The following is a 22,866-nucleotide window of genomic DNA, read 5'->3' as shown; positions in this document are numbered from 1 at the left end:
TGCGCCGATGATAGTTGGGCGATAGGCCCTGCGAAAGTAGGTCGCCGCCAGTTTATAACCCCTCCTCTTCAGCAATGATCAGGAGGGGTTTTTTTGTTCCCTAAGCTCGGGGGAATCGTATAATACGTGGCACTATCGATTCGGGTGATGAATCAATCACCTTCTCCAAGTCAGAACTGTTCTTTGTGAATCTTTTGACTTGTCATTCACTCCTCTTTTTGCTGGAATCTAAAGATGATACTTCCGAAACCATGGGTTCGGTTTTTTTTATGCCTTTTAGCTCTTTGTATTGGCATTGTCATCACATGTGCTGTGATGAGTTTGCCTGACGGAGTGAATGAGAAGGCCAAACTTGCTGCCAAATCTTCCTCGGCACATACCGTAGCTTCATCCAGTTTGACTAAAGAAGGCACGCGGGAGTCGGGATCAGCTCCAAAGATTTTAAATTCAGCTCCCAGCGATCAACTTTCTGTCAAAGGTCCCGCCAATCTGTATGAACAACGACTCCTGAAGGGAGCCGCCATGCTTGCCGAAAAGAAGACCTATGATGCAGCCAAACAAATCACGCGAGAGGAGCGACTATGGCGCACAGACTTCAAGTATCCCTTGATACGTGAAGAAGTTTTCATTCGCGAAATGGGGCGATCTCCTCCCACTGTCAGGCGAGAATACTCGGTGGCTGATCACCTTTTAGTTCGATTCCCAGATGGAATTTCTGAGTCGGCAATCGCTGGATGGGCGAAAAAAAATGGTTTCTATATTCGGCATGAACTGAAGACAACTTCGGTCAAATTAATAGCGACGAATCAAGTTAGTCTGGAGGCTGAGAAGGCTATTTTAGCCGCATTTCAAAGGGACTTTACGAAAAACCCTGAACCCACGATGGCTGTGGCTGAGCGTGATTATGTGGTGTTCCCAACACTTGCCCCAGATGATACAAGCTTTGCCAGTTTGTGGGGCATGCACAATACGGGCCAAACCGGTGGCGTATTGGATGCGGACATTGATGCGCCTGAGGCCTGGGATATAACCACGGGATCGAAAGACGTCCTTGTAGCGGTTATTGATACTGGATTGGATCGTAATCACCCGGATTTGGCTACCAATGTGTGGAAAAACCCTGGAGAGATTCCGGGGAACTTCGTGGATGACGATGGCAATGGGTTTGTGGACGATGTCTATGGTTGGGACTTCTTTTCCAATGATAACAATTCCATGGATGAAGATGGCCACGGCACTCATTGCGCTGGTACGATTGGGGCTGTTGGGAACAACCGCGCTGGGGTGGTCGGTGTCTGCTGGCAAGTATCCTTGGTGGGACTTCGATTTTTGGGCCCTGGAGGTGGATCTACTTCAGATGCTATCGAGTGCGTGAATTACGCCACGGCTTTGGGCGTTGATTTAACCTCGAACTCGTGGGGCGGGGGCGGTTTCAGCTCACTTTTAAAGCAGGCAATTGATGATGCTGGAGCAGACCAAATTTTGTTCGTCGCCGCTGCGGGTAACGATGGCACCGATAACGATGCCGACGCTCACTACCCTGCCAATTACACTTCGGAAAATGTCATTGCCGTAGCTTCCACCACGGCGAGTGACATTTACTCCAGCTTTTCCAATTTCGGCCTAACCACCGTTGACGTGGCTGCACCGGGTTCTTCCATTTACAGTACGGTACCAGGTCCCTCTTTTGCGACTCTCAGCGGCACGTCTATGGCAACGCCTCATGTATCGGGCGCTTTAGCTTTGGCAAAAAGCATCGCCCCAATGGTGAGTGCGGCAGAGCTTAAAAATAAGCTTTTACATACGGTGGATACAGTCCCGGCTTTGGCCGGGCGCACTGTTTCAGGAGGCCGATTGAATGCTCAAAAGCTAGTGAATTCTTTTGCTGGTCCTTATCCTCTTCTGACCGTGACGGCGGTGCGAGAGGTGGGCAGCGGTAATGGAGATGGTATCCCTAACCCAGGCGAATCTTTCGTCATTGAGTTTTCCGTCATCAATCGCGGAACTCAGCCTGCCACAAACGTGGTCACCATGGTGACGAGCAGTGCAGGGGCGGCTTCACGCGTCAATATTCCACAGAATTTGAAGGAAGTAGGCACTTTGCAGCCAGGTGAAAGAATCAACGATTCTAATGGTTTCGTTGTGACGGCTGGCGCCGACGTAACGACACCGTACTCGGAAGAGCTGGTATTCACTCTACGCTACGGAGTTCCTCAGCAATTGCAGGTTCTGCGTTATCCATTTCGTCTTTACAGTTCGAGTGTAGTCAATGGCCGTGTCACAGATCTTGAGGATGGTTCTGTTCTAGCCAATGCAACCGTGATTTTGACAGGGCCTAGTGTGGTGACTGCCACGACCAATCAAGAGGGACGGTTTAGCACCATTTTAACAGACGGCGTCTATCAGGCCATCGCTAGTGCCCAAGGTTTTTTAAAAAGCGCTGCTCAAGAGGTGATCGCTCCGCCTGGACGAGCAGGCTTGGACTTCGCCTTGAGCCGCCCTCAATTGGGGATCAGTCCTGCGTCTGTGATGTCAGAGATTCTACGTGGCGACGTGATAGAGCGGCGGATAACTCTGACCAATCATGGCACAGCTCCTTTGGAATGGAATTTACGAGCTCGACAGGTGGCTGAAGAGCCGAGCAGTCTTTCCTTGCCTGCAACGACAGTTTCATCATCGGAAGTTCCTGATTTAGTTGTCGGATCCATGCCGGATTTAGCGCAAGAAATACCTGCCATCACAGGAGCGTCCGGTAACCTTCAAGGTGTGACGATCGGAGCTGTGGCCACCTCGGTGAGCCGCTCGGTTTTGATTGCAGACTTACAGGCTCGAGGCGCTGTGGTGGTAACGTTGTCGCCCCCTCTGACGGCTGCCAAATTGAAGGGGATTCACGTGATCTTTTTGGATGATACCATTACCAATCTGACGCCAAGCGATTTAAACAACCTGCGTGCGGTTGTTCAAGCCGGCGCAGGACTTCTATGTGAGGCAGATAATTTTTCCTCGGTCTTACCAGCTGAAACTTTATTGGCGGGGACGGGAATTCAGCCAGTTTCCAAAACATACCGTGATTTGACCCTGACTGATATCTTGCCTCATCCGATCACGGCAGGGGTGATCTCTCTGCGAGAGTTGGCGGTGGGATGGACTCTCAATCTGAGTGGTATGGCTGTCCCGTTAGTTCGGGAGCCTGACGGCTCCACACATGCAGCGGTTTCGTTGTTAGGCAGTGGTATCGTCGTTGTTGTAGGCAATGAAATCACGAATTCGAGTAATTTTACCACGGGCGATGGTCGTCGGTTCGCCAACCAAATCATAGACGGACTTTTAGCGGGACCTTCCTGGCTGAGTTGTACGCCATTGTTCGGAACTTTGGCACCAGGGCAGGAGCAGGATATCACTTTGAGTTTGGACAGTCGTGAAGAAGCTGCGGGCGCCCATCGTGCCTCGTTGATTATCGGATCCAATATTCCAGATGAACCGTCTTCTGTCCTCCCGGTCGTGATGACGATTTTGGAAGCGCCTAAAGTTAAGCTGAGTCAAGAAAGCCTGGAGTTTGGAGACGTCATTGAGCGCACTCCAGTCACTCGTGATATCATCGTTACCAATGACGGAACGGCCGATTTAATTCTTCAACCCGGTAGCTTTACTGGCGTGGGAGCCGCTGCTTTTGCAGTGATTCCATCTGAAGTTTTAACGGTTAGGCCAGGTGATTCCCAGGTTCTCAAAATCTCCTTTTTGGCAAAGGCTGCACTAGGGTTTCATCAGGCCGAATTCAATCTAGTGACCAATGATCCAAGGCATGTCTTGTGGACAGTGCCAGTGAACGGCACCCATGTGGATGCGCCTAAGGTGAGCATGAGTCCATTGCGTGCCGACGTGCGGTTATTACAAGGACAGACTTTCACTCGCACCTTTACCTTTAAAAATACGGGTAAGGGAATTCTGCATGTGCGCCCTCGTTTAGAACTCGTGGATACTCCGGCGATGGAGTGGGCCGAAGTTGAAAGAAGCTCAGAGCTTACCATTGCGCGGGGGAAGTCGGCCAGTGTGACAGTGCGTTTTCGGGCGCAGACCTTAGAGCCTGGGATGTATGCAGCTTGGCTAAGTGGGGATACGGACGATCCTGATACTCCTGTTTTAAATGGTGGCTTGGTAATGACGGTGATCCCAGCTCCAGTGCCGGTTTATCAAGGGGTATCTTTTGGCAAAACCTATGTTGGGCAATCGCAGACTCAAACATTAGTTCTGTCCAATCATGGACTGGTCAAGCTAACGTTACAGGCGAGCAGGGGACTCAATGGTGCATTTCAAGCTCTAGTTAAGCTGCCTATGACGATCCTGCCGGGTGAATCTCGAGAGATCCCGGTAAAGTTTGCGCCAACTAAGGTTGGAGAGATGAATTCTTCTCTGGTCTTCGCTGCCAATGTTCCTGAGAGATTTTTCTTTGTTCCTGTGGCTGGTGTGGCTGCGCGGCTGCCGAGTGTGAAGGTCACGCCGACTAGCCTAACCGTAAGTGCGTCTCCAGGTATCCCTCAAACACGAGTGATCAAGCTCTCCAATACTGGCGGAGAACTTTTGGAGTGGAGCTTGAGCCCCATCTCTGCGCAGGCGGGGTGGTTACAACAGATGGCCAATACAGTGCATTTGGCAGGAGGCAGTCAGCAGGAGATCTCTTTGCAATTCATGACTGAGCAAATGGCGGCAGGCGTTTACCAGTCCGAAATTCGTATCCGAACCAATGATCCCCACCGCCCTGAGGTGGTGGTGCCTGTAACTTTGAAAGTAAGCAGTCAATCGGTCTTGCAGGCCGTGCCCGCAGAGCAGAACTTGGGCGAAATTGTGCAGGGAAATCTAGCTTCGGCGCCGTTTGAACTGCGCAATGTGGGGAATCTGCCTTTGGAGATTCGAACGATCACTTCCGCGCATGTCGAATTACGTCCCGGCTGGCCTAATACAGTGACTCTACAACCCGGTGAATCTGTTCCTGTCTATAGCTCTTTTCAGTCGGCTAAAGTCCAAAATTTCAAGGGAGCTCTTGTCGTGCGGACGAATAGTCGTGTCACTGGAACGGTGAAGTTGGCCGTTAATGCAAAAGTGGTGTCCCCCGCGACCATGGAAATTCTACCGGGAGAGATCGCCGAATCTGTCTTTCCCAACCGGATGAAAGACGTCGAACTGCAAGTGCGAAACGAAGGGGATGTACCTCTAAATTGGAGCGCTCAGGTCGCCGTTGAAATCGACTCGCCGGCTGATGCTGGGAGCTTGGCGACGGTGCTCCAGCGATTCAATTCGCGTTATGCGAGTCTAACTTCACTCATCCCAAATGTGTATGCCTTCACGGAAGGAACCTCCGGTTACAGCATAACGGATGGGGGCTTGAACATGTATGATGCCGGGAATCTGATTTCTACCAATCTCAATGCTGGACAGGCCGTAGCTTACAGTGACGGTGCCATTTCGACGGATCAGAATCTGGGGAACTCCAGCCGCTATTTTACGCGCAAACAACCTGGTCTTTTCGTCATGGCGGCGGATCTTAACGGTGTTTCCACTTTACGTTTTCGCGGTGGACTTGGGGCGGATGGGGCTGGCACTGCCACCGGGGAGATTATTCACCTGCATGGCTATGTGGGATTTCTGAAGAGAGTCTCCGGCAGCTCAGTGACCTCGGTCAATCATCTGGTGATCTTGCCTAACCACCCTAATTTATCTCACTCGTTCTCGACCAATACGGACTTGGACAATCACGATATCATGGGGTTGCCAGCGAGCACTCGGCTCTATGCTCTGGTCTTTTCGACTGGTGTGGGCACCTCCATTTCTGATGTGCAAGCACGTCAAGTTATGGAGCGGTTTATTTTGGCGATCGCCCATGATGCAGCCATTCCGTGGCTCAAGATTGTGACTGGAGATGGGCAGTCATTGCCCGATGACACGACCTCACGACTGAGAGTGAAACTGGATGCCACGGGTCTAGCGGCAGGCACGTATCTAGCGGCCATCGAGGTCAGTGGAAACGCTCCGGCGACTCCGCGGGTGGAGGTGCCTGTGACGCTGACGGTGCCGACGGCTCCCGTGCTAAACGTGGAGCCTGGAAAGCTTGATTTTCTCTATACGCCTGTGAATGGGAGTGTGACTCAAAAGCTGACTTTGCGAAATGTCGGTAATAGCCCGCTCCTCATCACGGGGGCCACCTGCAATGAAGCTGCGTTTACATGCATACCCGCACAGCCTTCTGCGATCATTGCTGCTGGGCAAATTTTTAACCTGGATGTTCGCTTTTCGCCGCAGGAGGCTCGTGCCTATGAAGGGCAGTTGATCATCCAATCCAATTCAGAAGGAGGCACGGCTGTTTCTATTCCCCTTACTGCCTCAGGAATTGCGGCCCCGTTGATTCGAGTGAGTCCGCTGAATCTCACTCTTTCGACCCGACCTGGGGTGCCTGTCAGTGCGCCTATCACTTTGGAAAACACAGGCATCGCACCGTTAACGTGGTCTATCTCGAGCAGCCTAACCACAGGGGTGTTGGATGTGAGGTCTGGCACCATCGCTCCAGGGGGAAGTCAGGTCGTTACCTTAACCACTGCCAGTACGGCCATAACGGTTCCCGGTAGTTCGATCCAAGGAATCACGGTCTCTTCCAATGATCCCACCCGGCCTCAAGTGGGACTGCTTTACACACGCATCATTTCGGCAGAACCGGTTTTACAAGTCACGCCAGCCGCCTTGAGTTTCGGAACTCTTTTTTTACCGGGAACGGCCCAACGGCAAATCACGCTCAAAAACGTGGGAAATTCGCAGTTAGTGATATCGGCAGCTTCTTTACCCTCTTCGAATGTTAGCCTTTTAGACACCACATTCCCCATCATTTTGGCAAGAGATGCCGTTCGCAATATTACCGTTCGTTATGCTCCGACAACAGCAGAACAGTTGACCGGAAATCTCACTTTCACGACCAATAACCCGATCACTCCGAGCGTGGTTGTTCCCGTAGCTGGCCAAGCGGGCGTGCCTCCCACACTGTCAGTTTCTTCCACGAGTTTGAATGTGACCTTAGAAGAAGGACAGTCTTTCAACACGGTATTTACGATTCGCAATGACGGCGGCATTCCGTTGACCTGGGCGGCCTCCGTTACCCCTGGCGATTCTGCTCCCTGGTTATCTCTAGGGCAGGTGAGTGGAACAGCGACGGCTGGTGGAGTTTCTTACTTCCCCGTCACGTTGCTGGCAAATGGGCCTGTGCCGAACACCCAGAGCGCTACGGTTACCCTAACCAGCAATGCTCCACTGAATGGCACCGTTCATATTCCGGTGACTCTCCAGACCGTGCCGGGAGAGTTGAGCGTTTCGACAAATTTTCTGGAAAGCGTTACTCTAACGGGTGTCTCTGCACCTTCGTCTTCTTTTGGTCTTCAATGCCGTGATGGGGCTTTTACCGCCTGGACACTTTCTTCAAATGTTCCTTGGATCGTCCCTTCTCGGTTAAGTGGTCGGGGGGATGCAGAGATCACACTGAATTATGCCGCTTCTCTAGCCGAGGGCTTGCATCAGGGGTTGATTACCGTCACCACTGAAAATGCTACGCGAGTGCTGCAGGTTACGCGCCGTGTGTTGAATAAGCAATTTAGCATCTTGCAGACAGATCGCCGGCATGATCGGGTGCTCGGATTGGTGCGCGGGAACGAGGGGCTACCTTCAATTCTCGCGGCGATCAATCCTACCACGTTAGCAATCGACCAAATTTTAGCACTGCCCACCGACGTATGCAGCGTGGACCTAACGACGGATGAGCGCACGCTTTATGCGGTGAGTTTTGCTGGGAAGTCCGTTAGTCGCGTGAACTTGGACGATTTCAAGCTCGTGGCCACGCAAGCCTTGCCTAACCACGTGAACGTAGGAAATGTGTACCATGTGCAGGCTGGACGTGAAGGCATTGTGTATTACACAGATGCGACGGAGAACCCCGGGCTGCACGTCTTTGACTTTGCCGCCGGTGCGGTGCGGGCTACCTTCCGTTTACCTGGATTGGTAGGCATTGGCAGTTTTGTCGTAGCGCCGGATGAGCGCACGCTTTATGCCCGCTCGCAGATGGGCTGGGGGAGTTCGGGCTCTGCCTTTTTAGCGCGGGTGGACTGTACCACGGATGCCTTGGTGCAGTTATCGGCCACCAGTGCTGTTTTGGCTCAGGACGGGCATCATTCGCCGATCCTGCTGGGGGCTAATTTGGATTCGGTAATCACGCAGGGACACTTTTTTACGACCTCGGATTTAGCCGGGGGCCCGCAGGGTAAGTTGACAGGTGACTCGATTTTCAATGCCTCGGCTTATCAAGACATCTGGGTCACTGCCACCCAAATCATCCGTGCTGATGATGGTGAGGTGCATCAGAATTTACCTGCGGCGACTCAGGTCACAGCGTTTTCGCCCAATCAATCGAGATTGATTTATGCGCATCTTTTGACCGGAGAAATAGTCGCGTTAGATACCTCTTACTTGCCGCGTATCGCGGTTTCTCCAGGGGTGGCGAGTGAGGAAGCGCAAAATGTAACTTTCAAGGAACTGTCTTGGTCTGGAGATCCTTCCGTTTCATTCTATGATGTTTATTTGGGAACGGATTCCAGCGCTGTAGCGGCAGCTACCATTCAGACTCCCGGGCTGTTTTATGCTTCGTCTGCCTCCACGACTTTCTCTTTGGGCAGCGGGCAGTTGGTGCAGGGGCAGCGCTACTACTGGCGCATTGATCTCCGTTCCGCTGAGGATCATGTGGTCAGAGGACCTGTGTGGAGCTTTCGGATGGCTCAGGCAGGTGTCACCCCGGGGCAGATCTCCAGTGCCGCTATGCCTGGAGAAACCGCACTTAGTCAGCATTCACTCTCCATCCAAACCGCAGGCGCTACTACCCCTTGGTCATTATCCAGCAGTGTTGCTTGGGTAACCGTCGGACAAACTTCTGGCACCGGACCAGCCACCGTTTTGCTTTCATTGAACCCAAGTTCTTTGTCTGCGGGTGTTTCGGTGGCGGAACTCACGCTGACCTCGGGACACGATGTCATTAAAATTCCAGTCCAGTTCGAAATTCTCGGGGCTCTAAACGTCCTTAAGATGCAGGCAGACCCTAGCTTGCCTGTCGTCTATGCTCTGCATCGTGAAGCGACCGCACCTTACTCTTCCTGGCTCTTGTGGGTAGATCCGGCCACCGCCGCCATCCAGCATGGAGTGAAGGTGGGGAATGCGGCGGTGGATTTCACGGTCCATGTAGCCGATGATCGTCTCTACACACTCGTGGATGACGGACGCCGCGTGCAGATCGCTCATCGGCAGGGCGCGCGGGCTTTGCAGGCGGCCTACACCGTTTCTCCTCCGCAGGTAGCGGTTCACGCAAGCACGTTTGGGCGCCTGGCGACCTTGAGTGCGGCAAACAGCCTTCAATTGAGACAATCCACCAGCGGGGCCACGGTGGGCACTGCTACTCAGGTTTTGGGGAGAAACAGCCTTACTGCCGTTACGGCAGATGGCTCTAGCCTGTATGCAGCCGTGCAACAAAGCGGCACTACACACGGTCTGGTGCGTTATGCCATCACGGGGGTGGGCGTTAGCTTCGTCACGGCTAGTTATTTCGCAGGGACTGTCGAAGAGCCTTTGTTGATTCCCGCCACTGGTCCTTCGCTCATTTATGGAGGCCAAACTTACCTGCTCACGAACTTGAATGCCGTAAGCAACCTAAATCAGAAAATCTTAGCCATATCACGGGATGGATCTCGTTTGCTTTCAGACCGCGCCATTTACGCAAGTGGTAGCCCCCTTGTCCCTCTGGCTTCGTTGCCCTTTACGACTTCGTGGATGGGCATCGCTGCCGATGGCTTGCACGTATTGCTCTATTCACCTGTCACCCGCACTTTCCAGTCGGTTCAGATGCCTTAAACCTGGGAGAGAATTCTCCCATGGTGTTTGCCTCATGGACTTTTTTTGGATATGAAAGGTGACAGTCTTTTTCCCTCACCTGCCCATGCGAGTCCTGTCTTTGCTAGTTCTAGTTTCTTTCTCTGCATCTGCAGCAGAGGTCACCCTGCATCGCTGGTCCGGTGACCTGAACGTGCCAGATCCTGTCGCTTGCACGGTGGATGAAAAAGGCCGTGTCTATGTGTCATCCACTACCCGTCGCAAGGTGGGGGATCTGGACATTCGCGAGCACACGCAATGGATCCCGGATGACGTCAGCTTCACCAGCGTGGAAGAGAAGCGAGAGTTTTATCATCGCGAGCTCGCTCCCGGGAAAATGCGCCGTCCACGTGGCAGCCTGAAGGATCATAATAAGGATGGCTCCATTGACTGGAAAGACCTCACCGTCCACAGCGAGCGCATCTATCAGCTTCGCGATACAGATGGTGATGGAACCGCAGACAAGATGACCGTATTTGCCGAAGGTTTTAATACCGAAGTCACAGGCATCGCCGCCGGCGTGCTTTATCACGATGGCTGGGTGTATGCCACCATCGCCCCGGACCTGTGGCGGCTAAAGGACACGGATGACGATGGTGTGGCAGATGTCCGCGAAGTCATCGCTCATGGTTTTGGCATGCACATCGCTTATGCTGGGCATGACATGCACGGGCCGCGTCTCGGCCCTGACGGTCGCATTTACTGGAGCATTGGGGACAAAGGTGTGAACGTCACCGATAAGGCGGGTAAAAAATGGTACTATCCCCATGAAGGTGCCGTGATGCGGGTGGAGCCTGATGGCACTGGATTTGAAGTTTTCGCCCACGGCCTGCGCAACGTGCAAGAAGTCGCCTTTGATGACTTCGGCAACATGTTCGGTGCAGACAACGACGCCGACATGCCGGGGGAAAGTGAGCGCTTTGTTTACATCACCGAACGCAGCGACACCGGCTGGCGCTGCAACCATCAATACATGAAGGCGGATAGCCGCTGGATGCGTGAAAACATGTGGAAGGCCGGGGCCGAGCAACCGCTGTACATCACGCCCCCTTTGGCCAATTATTCCAACGGACCTGCGGGTTTCCTGCATGAGCCCGGCACCGCCCTTGGCCAGCGCCTGCGCGGCCATTTCATTGTGAATCAGTTCCCCTCCGGCAAGATGGAAGCCTTCACGGTGAAGCCTGTGGGTGCCACCTTTGAGATGAGCCGCGCGCGCCTGATCAACAGTGGCATCATGGGCATCGGCATGAGCTGGGGCCCCGATGGCCGTTTCTACATGGCAGACTGGGTGGGCGGTTATCCCCTGGATGAAAAGGGGGCCGTCTGGGCTGTGGATGAAGAGAAGGGGAGCGATGCAGCTGCCCGCAAGGAAACTCGCGAGCTCCTCACAGCGGGTTTTGCAGAAAAGAGTCTGAATGATTTGCAAATCTTGTTAGGTCATGCCGACCAGCGCGTGCGTGTGGCGGTTCAGCTTGAATTGGCGAAGCGAAACGAGTGGAAGACGCTGGCCAAAGTAGCTGGAGATACCAAGGCCCCGTTGCTGGCCCGCATCCATGCCATCTGGGGTTACGGCATCGGTTTCCGCCGGGGGCAGGTGGATGACTCCCCTCTGCACGCCATGCTGGTGACGGAGACCGACCCAGAAGTCCAGGCCCAGACCGCCAAGGTTCTCAGCGATGGCAAGCCGGGCGAGCCCAGCGAAGAGTTGCTCATTGACCTCCTCGCCTCGGAATCTCCCCGCGTCCGTTTTCATGCGGCCATCGCTTTGGGCAAGCTGGAGGTGCAGGATGAAAGCGCCGTCCAGACCCTGCGACACATGGCGGAAAAAGATGGGGCTGATGCCTGGCTGCGTCACGCCGTGGTCACGGGTCTCGCAGGCTGTGTGAAGTCGGAAACCCTTGCCTCCTGGGCTTCCGCAGATTCCAAGAACCTTCGCATCGCCGCCACTCTGGCCCTTAGCCGTCAGCACTCGCCTCTGGTCGCGGGCTTCCTGGAAGATGCGGATGTGGCCATCGTCAATGAAGCCGCCCGTGCTATTCATGACGACCTCGGTGTGCTAGAGGCTCTGTCTCAGCTCGCCGCCCTGCTGGATGAAACCCATGAACTGGCCGAGCCCACCCTGCGCCGCGCCATCAATGCCAATCTCCGTCTCGGCAAGGCCGAAAACGCTGCCCGTCTAACTAAGTATGCTTTGGCCGATAAGCCTCTTTCCCTGGAGGCCTTCCAATCCCTCCTGTATTTCACTGAGCCTCCTCGCCTGGATCGTGTGGATGGCGTCCATCGCCTCTATCCTGCTCGCGATGCCGAAGCCGTGGCGGATGTTCTCCAGCCCCATGTGCAGGCCATGCTCACCCTCGCCAATCCCGCGCTGAAAGCCGCTGGGATTGAGCTCATGGTGAAGCTCCAGCTCGGCGTCGCCGCCCCCGCCTTGCAGCAGATCATTGGCGATACTACGGCCAAGCCGGAACTCCGTGTCGGTGCCCTGAAACTCATGGCCGCGCAGCATTCCGCTGCCCCGGCCTTTGCGGAGACCCTCAAACAAGCCGCCGACAAAACCGCTCCGGTCGAGCTTCGCATGGAGTCCCTCGTCCAGACCTTTGAGCATCAAAAGGACCGCGCCCTAGCCGAGGCCTCTCGCGTGCTGGAACAGGGAGTTGTGGCCGAAAAGCAGGCCGTCATGAAGCTGCTCGCCAGCACCCAGACCAAGCCCGCCTCCGATCTCCTGGATGGCTGGATGCAACGCCTCGCCGCAGGCAAGGTCGAGGACGGGCTGAAGCTCGATGTCCTCGATGCCGCCCAGGCCCATCCGGAACTGGCCGAGCGCGTCACCACCTACCAGCAGGCCCGCACCAGCGCACCACGTGACGACCTCGTCGAAGGTGGCAGCAGCGCCAATGGCAAAGACCTTGTCACCAACCATCTCGGGGCCAACTGCCTCGCCTGCCACACCGTCGAGGAAAAAGAAGGCAGCCAGGTCGGCCCCATCCTCAAGACCATCGGCAGCCAGCGCAGCAAGGCCGAACTGCTCGAGTCCCTCGTCAACCCCATCGCCAAGATCGCCCCTGGTTACGGCCTCGTCTCCGTCACCCTCAAGGACGGCAGCAACCTCGCCGGTGCCCTCGCCAAAGAGGACAAGACCAGCATCACCATCCGCCTCGCCGACGGCACAGAGAAAAAACTCCCCCGTCCGCAGATCGCCATGCAGACCCCACCCGTCTCCATGATGCCCCCCATGCTCGGCATCCTCACCCCCCGCGAAGTCCGCGACGTCGTCGCCTACCTTAGCGGCCTGAAGTCGAAGAAAGCCGCCGCTACAGCGAAGAAGGACGAACACTAGTTTGCACCCACTTCACTTCGTCACCATCTCGTCCAGGTTCAGCAGGAGGTTGGTTACCATCGTCCAGGCGGCGAGTTCGGAGACGTTGAGGCTGGGGTCGGGTTTGGTTTCACCGTAGGTGACGGCCTGTTGGGCTTCCTCGGGGCGGGCTTTGTAGGCGGTGAGATGTTGGTCGAGGGCGTGGCGGATGATCTCGGCTTCTTGGGCGGTGGGGTAACGGCCAGTGCTGCTGCGGAAGGCGGTGGTGAGGCGGGTATCCGTGCTAGCTCCTTTTTGAAGCAACAGTTGTTGGGCAAAGTTGCGCGCAGCCTCGAAGTACTGCACGTCGTTCATGAGGTTCAGCGCCTGCAGCGGGGTGTTGCTGCGCTCACGACGGAGGCAGTAAGACTCGCGGTTAGGCGCATCGAAGTTGGTCATAGCCGGGGGCGGTGCGGTGCGCTTCCAAAAGGTGTAGAGGCTGCGGCGGTAGAGGGATTCACCCTGGTCCTGGACGTAGTTACGGGTGTTGCTGCCGCCGAAGCCGACGGGCTCCCAGATGTTTTCCGGCTGATAGGGGCGCACGCCTTTGCCGCCGATCTTCGGACTCAGCAGGCCGCTGACAAATAGGGCGCTGTCGCGCACGACCTCGGCATCGGCACGGAAGCGAGGACCGCGCGCCAGGAGACGGTTCTCAGGATCTTTAGCCAGGCTCTCCGGCGTGAAGGCCGCGCTCTGGCGGTAGGTGTGGGAGGTGACGATCTGCGTGACAAAGGCCTTCATGTCCCAGCCGTTTTCACGGAAGGTGACGGACAGCCAGTCGAGCAGTTCGGGATGGCTCGGTGGCTCGCCTTGGGACCCAAAATCGTTGGTGGTCTTGACGAGCCCCGTGCCAAAGAACTGCTGCCAGAGACGATTCACGGTGACACGGGCGGTCAGCGGATGATCGGGCGAAACGAGCCAGTTGGCCAGATCCATGCGCGTAGGCTGCCCTGCATTCGGCAAGGGCGGAAACACAGCAGGGGTGCCGCGGCCCACCTTTTCACCTGGCTGGTCATACTGGCCTCGGTTCATGATGAAGCTCTCCCGTGGCTGCGGGAGATCCGCCATGATGAAGGTGGCGGGGATGAGGTCCTCCAGCGCTTTGCGTTTGGACTCCAGCGCGAGCTTCTGGCCGCGCACGCCATTGACGATCTCGCGGGCACCCTGGTATTCGTTTTCAAACCACCAGTCCTTGACCTGCTTGGTCTCCGCCTCAGTCCATTCGGCGGCTTTTTTGCCCCGGGCGAGGGTTTGCAAATCCTGGGGCAGGGCCGCAACACGGGTGCCCTGGTTTTTGGTAACCCAGACTTTCCAGGACCACTGGGGGTCCTTGGCAGGGTCCACCCGGGAGCTCATGCTAAGACGGTCCCAGGAGACCGTACCGCCGAACTGGGTGAAGGCGTAGCCGGTGACTTTCATGCCGGGCTTGAGACCGATCTTATCGATGGGAATGTCCAGCTTCACCCACTCACCCGTTTTCGGCATCGCGCCCATTTTCACACGCTCCGGGGTGCGCACCTGGCCAAAGGGAATGGCCCCTTCCTCCCCCCAAAAGGCGCGGTGATTCCACCCACCGACATGGAACTGGATCATGATGGAGGTCGGGGGATTGGCAGGATCTAAAAAGCATTGGGCGGTGATGCGACCATTTGCTGGCACCTCAAAGCTGGCCCCCCCACTGAAGAAGTCTTGAGCCACCGCAGTGGCCGTACGGCGCAGTGCTGTCTCGCCACTGAAGACAGGCCCGTCTTTCTTGCTCACAAACGTAGTCGCCCCTTCGCTGGACTGGACCTTGACCCCAGCGGGGAAGGCATCTTCAAACCACACAACTTCACTGGTCTGCACGGGCGGTGGCGGAGTCAAAGTGCCCGGGTCCACATAATCGATCTTGGCGATGGCCGCCTTGATGTCGCCCTGCTTGGCGGCGATCTGCTGTTCCAGGCTGGCCAGTTCCTTTTTCTGATCAGGCGTGGAGAGCCTCAGGATGGGTGGGGTGAGGAGGATATTGCCATCCATCGCAGGATCTGCCGCGCTGTTAAAGAAGGCGTAAAGGGAGTAAAACTCCTTTTGGCTGATGGGATCGAATTTGTGATCATGGCACACGGCGCATCCAGCGGTCAGTCCCATCCAAACGGCCACGGTGGTATCGGTGCGGTCCACTGCATAACGAAACACAAACTCTTCCGCGATGGATCCGCCCTCGCTGGTGGTGACGTTGCAGCGGTTGAACCCAGAGGCGATTTGCTGATCCACCGTGGCATTGGGCAGCAGATCCCCGGCGAGCTGCCAGCGGGTAAATTCGTCAAAGGGCAGGTTGTCATTGAAGGCCCGCACCACCCAGTCCCGGTAGGGCCACATGCTCCGTTCATTGTCCAGGTGCAGGCCATGGGTATCGGCATAGCGCGCCGCATCCAGCCAGTAGCGGCCCATGTGCTCGCCATAACGTTCGGACTTCAGCAAACGCGAGACGACTTTCTCATACGCATCCGGGCTGCTATCAGCCAGGTAGGCATCCACCTCAGCAATCGTCGGTGGCAGTCCTGTCAGGTCCAGGGTCACACGGCGTATGAGGGTTTCTTTATTGGCCTCAGGCGCGGGGCTGAGCGCTTCCTGGCGAAGGCGATCTTGGATAAAGGCATCAATCGGATTCCGCACCAACCCGCCAGAGATCTTCGGCACAGTGGCCTTGATGGGTTTTTCAAAGGCCCAGTGTTTCTTATACTTCGCGCCTTCCTTGATCCAGCGCTGGAGCATCTCCGCCTGTTGGGGCGTGATCTTTTTATGCGACTCTGGCGGCGGCATCACCTCATCCTCATCCGTGCTGAGAATGCGCTCGATGATGCTGCTGGCGGCGGGATCGCCTGGCTTGATGGCCTGCACACCGTCAATCAGAGCATAGGCTCCCTCAGGGGTGTCCAGGCGCAGATCCGCCTTGCGCTTCTTGGCATCGAACCCATGGCAGGCAAAGCAGTTGTCGCTGAGGATAGGGCGGATGTCCCGGTTAAAATCCAGCGGGGCCGCGGCACCGGCAGGCAGGACCGCAAGTGCTGAGAAAGTGGCAAGAAGGAAACGCATTCTGTGCTCTGTTACGAAGACGACCCCCACCGCTTATCAAAATGCCCGACGATAGGCAGATTTGTGCCTAGCCACAGCGCTTTAGCGCAAACAGCAAGGCAGATCAGTAGGGTAGTGCGGCTAGTCGGTAGGGCGGCTGGTCCCTCAGCCGCCGCCGCTAGGCCAAAACACCTCGCAGGATCATACTGCCCCGAATTTCCTTCCCTCTTCCGTGCATCTTGCTTGCCTCACTGAGGTGCCGACGCTCTGATAGGGAAAAGACACCAGGAATCTCTCTCTCGAATGTCCCACCTCGCCAAAACCAGCTCTCCCGCGTCCATAGACTCCTCCATCACCTTCGATCCAATGGCCAATCCAGGTCTCGAGATGCTACGCTAACGCCCCATGTTCGAACAAGCTTTCAAAAACATCGACGACGTCCTCTGGAAGGATGCTGGCTGCACCAGCGAGCTCGATTACACCGAACAAACCTCCTGGCTCCTCTTTCTCAAATACCTCGACGCCCTCGAACATGACAAGGCCACCGAGGCCGCCTTTGAGGGCAAAAGCTACGCCCACATCCTGGATCTGCCCTACCGTTGGGAATCGTGGGCTGCGCCGAAGGATGCCAGCGGCAAGCTGGACCACAACACCGCCCTGACCGGCGACGACCTCATCCAGTTCGTCAATGGCAAGCTCTTCCCCTACCTGCACGGTTTCAAAGCCAAGGCCACTGGTCCCAACACCATCGAATACAAGATCGGCGAGATCTTCGGAGAGATCAAAAACCGTATCCAGAGCGGCTACAACCTGCGCGAGGCCATTGACCACATTGATGAACTCCGCTTCGCCTCCCAGACCGAGAAGCACGAGCTCTCCCACCTCTATGAGGCCAAGATCAAAAACATGGGCAACGCCGGTCGCAATGGCGGTGAATACTACACCCCGCGCCCGCTCATCCGCGCCATTGTCGCCGTCACCGCGCCCCGCCTCGGCGAGACCCTATGCGATCCCGCCGTCGGCTCCGCAGGCTTCCTCTGCGAAGCCTTCGACTACCTCCGCGCCCGGAATCCCCAGCGCACCACCGCCCAGGACAAACGCCTCCAGGAATCCACCTTTTACGGAAAGGAGAAAAAGTCCCTGGCCTACGTCATCGCGATCATGAACATGATCCTGCATGGCATCGAGGCACCCAACATCATCCACACCAACACGCTGGCCGAGAACCTCGCCGATGTGCAGGAAAAGGACCGCTTCGACATCATCCTGGCCAATCCGCCCTTCGGTGGCAAGGAGCGCAAAGAGGTGCAGCAAAACTTCCCCATCCGCACCGGCGAGACCGCCTTCCTCTTCCTCCAGCATTTCATCAAACTCCTCAAGGCCGGCGGCCGCGCGGGCGTGGTGATCAAAAACACCTTCCTGTCGAATACCGACAACGCCTCCGTCAGCCTGCGCCAAAAACTCCTAGAAGAGTGCAATCTCCACACCGTGCTCGACTGCCCCAGCGGCACCTTCATCGGCGCGGGGGTGAAGACCGTCGTGCTCTTCTTTGAGAAAGGAACCAAAACGCGCAAAGTCTGGTTCTACCAGCTCGACCCCGGTCGCAACATGGGCAAGACCAACCCGCTCAACGACGCCGACCTGGCCGAGTTCATCGAACTCCAAAAGACCAAGGCCGACTCCCCGAAGAGTTGGAGCGTGGACGTGGCGGCCATTGATCCGAAGACCTTTGACCTCTCCGTGAAGAACCCCAACGACGGCGAGGAGATGACCCACCGCAGCCCGCAGGAAATCATGGACGAAATCGCCTCACTGGACGCCGAGAGCGCCGAAGTGCTGGGCAAAATCAGGGGGCTGCTATGAAGAAGGTGTGGCAGACGAAGAAGCTCCGCGAGGTGTGTGAGTTGGTGAACGGCCGCGCATACAGCAAGCTTGAGCTACTGGCTGCGGGTAAATATCGCGTCCTTCGCGTGGGCAACTTCTTCACCAACGACCATTGGTATTACTCCGACATGGAACTGGAGGAGAAAAAATACTGTGACACTGGCGACCTGCTCTACGCATGGTCTGCATCCTTTGGGCCGCGCATGTGGACCGGCGGCAAAGTCATTTACCACTACCATATCTGGAAAGTCGTTCACGACCGCGCGCAGATTGACCAAAAATTCCTGTTCTATTTCTTCCAGTGGGACACGGAGAAAATCAAAGAAGACCAAGGGACAGGCACGACCATGATGCACGTCTCGATGGGTTCGATGAATGAACGAGACATCCATCTCCCTCCGCTGGCCGAACAGCAGCGGATCGTCGGCCTGCTGGACGATGCGTTTGAGGGCATCGCCACCGCCAAAGCCAACGCCGAAAAGAACCTCCAAAACGCCCGCGCCCTCTTCGAAAGCCACCTCCAATCCGTCTTCACCCAGCGCGGTCCGGGGTGGGTGGAGACGACGCTTGAGAAAGCCACTTCGGGTGTCTTCACCGGCCCATTTGGCTCACTTCTTCACAAGCATGATTACGTTGAGAACGGCATTCCTTTGGTGAACCCGGCCCACATCACTGACACGGGCATTGAGCCTGATATGAGAAAAACGGTCTCGGAAGACACTGCTAAGCGGCTGGCGAACTACATCATGCGTGAAGGAGATGTCGTGATCGGTCGCCGGGGAGAAATGGGACGATGCGCATTGGTGACGGAAGTCGAAGACGGCTGGCTGTGCGGAACTGGCAGCTTTTACATCAAACCTTCCGACCGCTGTGACATGGGCTATCTGGTCCGTTACCTGCGTTCAGAAGGATGTCGAAGGCAGCTAGAGACCCTGGCGGGAGGCGCGGTGATGCCGAACCTGAGCAACACGGCGCTGAGTGGGCTTTCCATGTTCTTGCCGCCGCTACGAAAACAGAAGGAGATCGTGGATGGCATTGATGTCCTCCACGAAGAAACCCAACGCCTCGCCCGCCTCTACGAGCGGAAGCTCGCCGCGCTGGAGGCGTTGAAGAAGTCGCTGCTGCACCAAGCCTTTGCCGGGGAGTTGTGAGATGACCAGATTGACACTGTTGATCTTGGTGACCACATTGACGCCTCCAACCGTGTCAATCCGGTCAAGCTCGTCCCCCCTCACCACTCCCATGCCTGAGCTGTTCGACAAACACGGTGGTTTCCGCAAACTGCACACCTTCACGCTCGCTACCATCGTGCAGCTCGAAACCCTGCGCTTCTGCCGCCGCTTCTTGACCTTCGATCACCGCGAAACAGGCACCAAATTCTACGACCCCAAAGGCCGTCAATACGACCAGATGACCCAGGCAGCTCGCAGCGGTCGGCAAAACATCATCGAAGGCTCGGAGCGCTCTTCCACCTCCAAGGACACCGAAATGAAGCTCACCGACGTGGCGCGCGCCAGCCTGAGTGAGCTGCGCGGCGATTACGAAATCTTCATCCTGGACCGGCAGCAGCTCCCGTGGTCGGTGCATTCTCCCGAAGCCAAGGCTGTGAATGCTATCTCACTGGATGCAGCACCCTTCACCGACGACATGGTGCATGAGTCAGCGAAGCATGCGCTGGAGCAGCGGAAGAAGTATGCCCGCTGGCTGGATGCGGATGACGCCGTGGTGGTGGCGAACGCCATGCTGATCATCATCGGCCGCGCCCTGAACATGCTGAAGAGCCAGATCCAAGCGCAGGGCAAAGCCTTTGAAGAGACCGGCGGCTTCAGCGAACGACTCATGGCCAAGCGCCTCGAAGCGCGGGAAGGCCAAAAAGCCACCGAACCGTCTCCCGAGTGCCCGCAGTGCAGCAAGCCCATGCGCCGTCGCAAGTCAGTGAAGGGCGACTTCTGGGGCTGCACCACCTACCCAGACTGCAAGGGGACACGGCCGGTATGAGCGGAGAGACATTACTAACGCCTTTGACGTCACTAACAACAAGGTCAATGCAATCAATACTGTCCCACCCATGAACGAAGCCGAGACACGCGCCGAGCACATTGATCCCGCTTTGAAGGCGGCAGGCTGGGGCGTCGTCGAGGGCAGCAAGGTTCTGCGTGAGCATCGTATCACCGCCGGTCGCATCGAGGGCCACGGTCGGCGCGGCAAGGCGGACATCGCGGATTATGTGCTGGTGTGTCGCAACACCAAGCTCGCCGTCATCGAGGCCAAGGCGTGGGGGGAGGAACTCACCGCCGGTGTCGGCCAGGCCAAGGACTATGCCGCCAAGCTGGCGCTCAGGTTCACTTACTCCAGCAACGGAAAGGGCATTTACGCCATCGACATGGAGACGGCCCAGGAGGGCGAGATCGCCGCCTTTCCGACTCCCGATGAACTCTGGGGTATGACCTTCGCCCAGGTCAATGTCTGGCGAGATCGCTTCGCCGCCGTGCCTTTCGAGGACAAGGGCGGCTCGCATCCTCCCCGGTATTATCAGGACATCTCTGTCGAGCGTGTCATGCAGGCCATCGCGGAGGACCGGCAGCGCATCCTGCTCACGCTGGCCACCGGCACGGGCAAGACCTTCATTGCCTTTCAGATCGCGTGGAAGCTGTTTCACGCCCGTTGGAACCTGAGTCGTGAAGCCACGCGTAGGCCACGCATCCTGTTCCTCGCGGATCGGAACATCCTGGCGAATCAAGCTTACAATGCCTTCTCTGCCTTCCCGGAGGACGCGCTGGTGCGCATCGAGCCTGCCGACATCCGGAAGAAGGGCAAAGTGCCGAAGAACGGCAGCCTCTTCTTCACCATCTTCCAGACCTTCATGAGCGGCCCGCCGAAGGATGGCGAGCCGTCGCCCTACTTCGGAGAGTATCCGCCGGATTTCTTCGACTTTATTGTCATTGATGAGTGCCACCGTGGCGGTGCCAATGATGAGGGCAACTGGCGCGGCATCCTCGACTACTTCGCACCAGCGGTGCAGCTCGGCCTGACCGCCACGCCCAAGCGCAAAGACAACGTGGACACCTACCGCTATTTCGGTGAGCCGGTGTATGTCTATTCGCTGAAGGAGGGGATCAACGATGGCTTCCTGACGCCCTTCCGCGTGAAGCAGATTCAGACGACGATTGACTACTACGTGTGGACCTCCGATGACGCGGTGGTGGAGGGCGAGATCGAGGCAGGCAAACTCTACGAAGAAGCCGACTTCAACCGCAGCATCGAGATCCGCGAACGCGAGAAGAAGCGCGTGGAAATTTTCCTGTCCCAGATCCACCCGAACGAAAAGACGCTGGTCTTCTGCGCGAATCAAAACCACGCCCTCATGGTTCGCGACCTGATCAACCAACTCAAGGCGAGCAAAGATCCGAATTACTGTGTGCGCGTCACCGCGGACGATGGAGAGCGTGGGGAGCAGTGGCTGCGCGACTTTCAGGACAACGAGAAGAGCATCCCGACCATCCTCACCACTTCGCAAAAACTATCCACCGGTGTTGATGCCCGCAACGTGCGGAACATCGTTCTCATGCGTCCGGTAAACTCGATGATCGAGTTCAAGCAGATCATCGGCCGAGGCACGCGGCTTTTCGATGGGAAGGATTACTTCACGATTTACGACTTCGTGAAAGCGCATCTGAACTTTCATGACCCGGAATGGGATGGACCGCCGCAGGAGGAAGACCCCTGCCCGAAATGCGGCCAGCGCCCCTGTGCCTGCGAAGTGAAGCCACCGAAGCCGTGCGAAGTGTGCGCCAAATCGCCGTGCGAATGTCCCAAAGAGCCGTGCCCTGCGTGTGGCCAGATCCGCTGTGTGTGCGAGAAGAAGAGAAAGGTGAAGGTGAAACTCGGCGACGGTAAGGAACGCACCATCCAGCACATGATGATGACCACCTTTTGGCATCCCGATGGCACACCGATGAGTGCGCAGCAGTTCATGGAATTGCTGTTTGGCAAGCTGCCCGAGTTCTTCCAAAGCGAAGCCGAACTGCGTCTCCTTTGGAGTGCGCCCGATACCCGCGCCAAGCTCCTGCAAGGTCTGGCGGAACAGGATTTCGGCCACGACAAACTGGTGGCGATGCAGCAGCTCATCGACGCGGAGAAGAGCGACCTTTTCGACGTGCTGGCTTACGTGGCCTACCTGCTGCCGCCGGTCACAAGGGCCGAGCGGGCCGATCAGGCGCGGGTGTCTATCCACACCCACTTTACCTCAAAGCAGCAGGCCTTCCTGGATTTTGTGCTGCAGCACTACGTTACTGAAGGCGTGACGGAGCTGGATCAGAGCAAGTTAAAGCCCTTGCTCCGGCTCAAGTATCACGACTCCATCGCCGACGCCGTGGCCGACCTGGGTGGTAAGCCGGAGGAGATTGGTCAGGTCTTCGCCAGCTTCCAAAAGTATCTTTATGCAGAGAAGGCAGCGTAGCCGTCTCTGTGCGGTAACCTTTTCCATGGGTTATAGGGGGAATATCCCGTGGCCGGCGAGTGGTCCGCAGCTCAGGGTGATTCAAATGGTATTGCAGGAGGACGGAGGATCAATTCTTTGAGGCGGATTGCGAGCCGACAACGATTCAGCAATCGGGATGACTTTGTCTGCT

The 22,866-nt window shown here is 56.5% G+C and carries 7 protein-coding genes; 6 read left to right on the top strand and 1 reads right to left on the bottom strand.

From position 1 onward, the window contains the following. The first annotated feature begins 315 nt into the window (after window positions 1-315). Both HNQ64_RS23030 and HNQ64_RS23025 read left to right on the top strand, forming a co-directional pair. Window positions 316-9,924 carry an Ig-like domain-containing protein gene (locus HNQ64_RS23030; RefSeq protein WP_184213060.1) on the top strand — a complete coding sequence of 3,203 codons (9,609 nt, stop codon included), beginning with the start codon at window positions 316-318 and terminating at the stop codon, window positions 9,922-9,924. Between the two features lie 85 nt (window positions 9,925-10,009). Next, window positions 10,010-13,279, top strand: coding sequence for a PVC-type heme-binding CxxCH protein (locus HNQ64_RS23025; protein WP_184213058.1), 3,270 nt, complete (start codon window positions 10,010-10,012; stop codon window positions 13,277-13,279). Window positions 13,280-13,291: 12 nt separating this feature from the next. Here the strand turns inward: HNQ64_RS23025 and HNQ64_RS23020 are convergent, their stop codons facing one another. Beyond that, window positions 13,292-16,372, bottom strand: a complete 3,081-nt coding sequence (locus HNQ64_RS23020) for a DUF1553 domain-containing protein (RefSeq protein ID WP_184213056.1) — start codon at window positions 16,370-16,372, stop codon at window positions 13,292-13,294. Between the two features lie 384 nt (window positions 16,373-16,756). Here HNQ64_RS23020 and HNQ64_RS23015 point away from each other — a divergent pair, with 384 nt between their 5' ends. From HNQ64_RS23015 to hsdR, 4 genes are all read left to right on the top strand, one after another. Next, window positions 16,757-18,214, top strand: a complete 1,458-nt coding sequence (locus HNQ64_RS23015; RefSeq protein WP_184213053.1) for a class I SAM-dependent DNA methyltransferase — start codon at window positions 16,757-16,759, stop codon at window positions 18,212-18,214. Continuing rightward, entirely contained in the window at window positions 18,211-19,386 is a 1,176-nt protein-coding gene (locus tag HNQ64_RS23010) for a restriction endonuclease subunit S (protein WP_184213051.1), read from the top strand. The genes HNQ64_RS23015 and HNQ64_RS23010 overlap by 4 nt, the downstream gene beginning before the upstream one ends. Window positions 19,387-19,477: 91 nt before the next feature. Next, window positions 19,478-20,233: a four helix bundle suffix domain-containing protein gene (locus HNQ64_RS23005; RefSeq protein WP_184213049.1), complete on the top strand. Its 756-nt coding sequence runs from the start codon at window positions 19,478-19,480 to the stop codon at window positions 20,231-20,233. A gap of 70 nt (window positions 20,234-20,303) precedes the next feature. Then, window positions 20,304-22,694, top strand: a complete 2,391-nt coding sequence (gene hsdR / locus HNQ64_RS23000) for an EcoAI/FtnUII family type I restriction enzme subunit R (protein WP_184213047.1) — start codon at window positions 20,304-20,306, stop codon at window positions 22,692-22,694. Window positions 22,695-22,866: the final 172 nt, after the last annotated feature.

This window comes from Prosthecobacter dejongeii, from assembly GCF_014203045.1.
Taxonomy (GTDB): domain Bacteria; phylum Verrucomicrobiota; class Verrucomicrobiia; order Verrucomicrobiales; family Verrucomicrobiaceae; genus Prosthecobacter; species Prosthecobacter dejongeii.
This window is presented reverse-complemented; position numbering and strand designations above follow the sequence as displayed.

Bases quoted from the DNA above. Each gene is read 5' to 3' on its own strand.
- HNQ64_RS23020 (WP_184213056.1), bottom strand. From the start codon at position 16,372: ATGCGTTTCCTTCTTGCCACTTTCTCAGCACTTGCGGTCCTGCCTGCC.
- HNQ64_RS23005 (WP_184213049.1), top strand. From the start codon at position 19,478: ATGCCTGAGCTGTTCGACAAACACGGTGGTTTCCGCAAACTGCACACC.
- hsdR (WP_184213047.1), top strand. From the start codon at position 20,304: ATGAACGAAGCCGAGACACGCGCCGAGCACATTGATCCCGCTTTGAAG.
- HNQ64_RS23030 (WP_184213060.1), top strand. From the start codon at position 316: ATGAGTTTGCCTGACGGAGTGAATGAGAAGGCCAAACTTGCTGCCAAA.
- HNQ64_RS23015 (WP_184213053.1), top strand. From the start codon at position 16,757: ATGTTCGAACAAGCTTTCAAAAACATCGACGACGTCCTCTGGAAGGAT.
- HNQ64_RS23010 (WP_184213051.1), top strand. From the start codon at position 18,211: ATGAAGAAGGTGTGGCAGACGAAGAAGCTCCGCGAGGTGTGTGAGTTG.
- HNQ64_RS23025 (WP_184213058.1), top strand. From the start codon at position 10,010: ATGCGAGTCCTGTCTTTGCTAGTTCTAGTTTCTTTCTCTGCATCTGCA.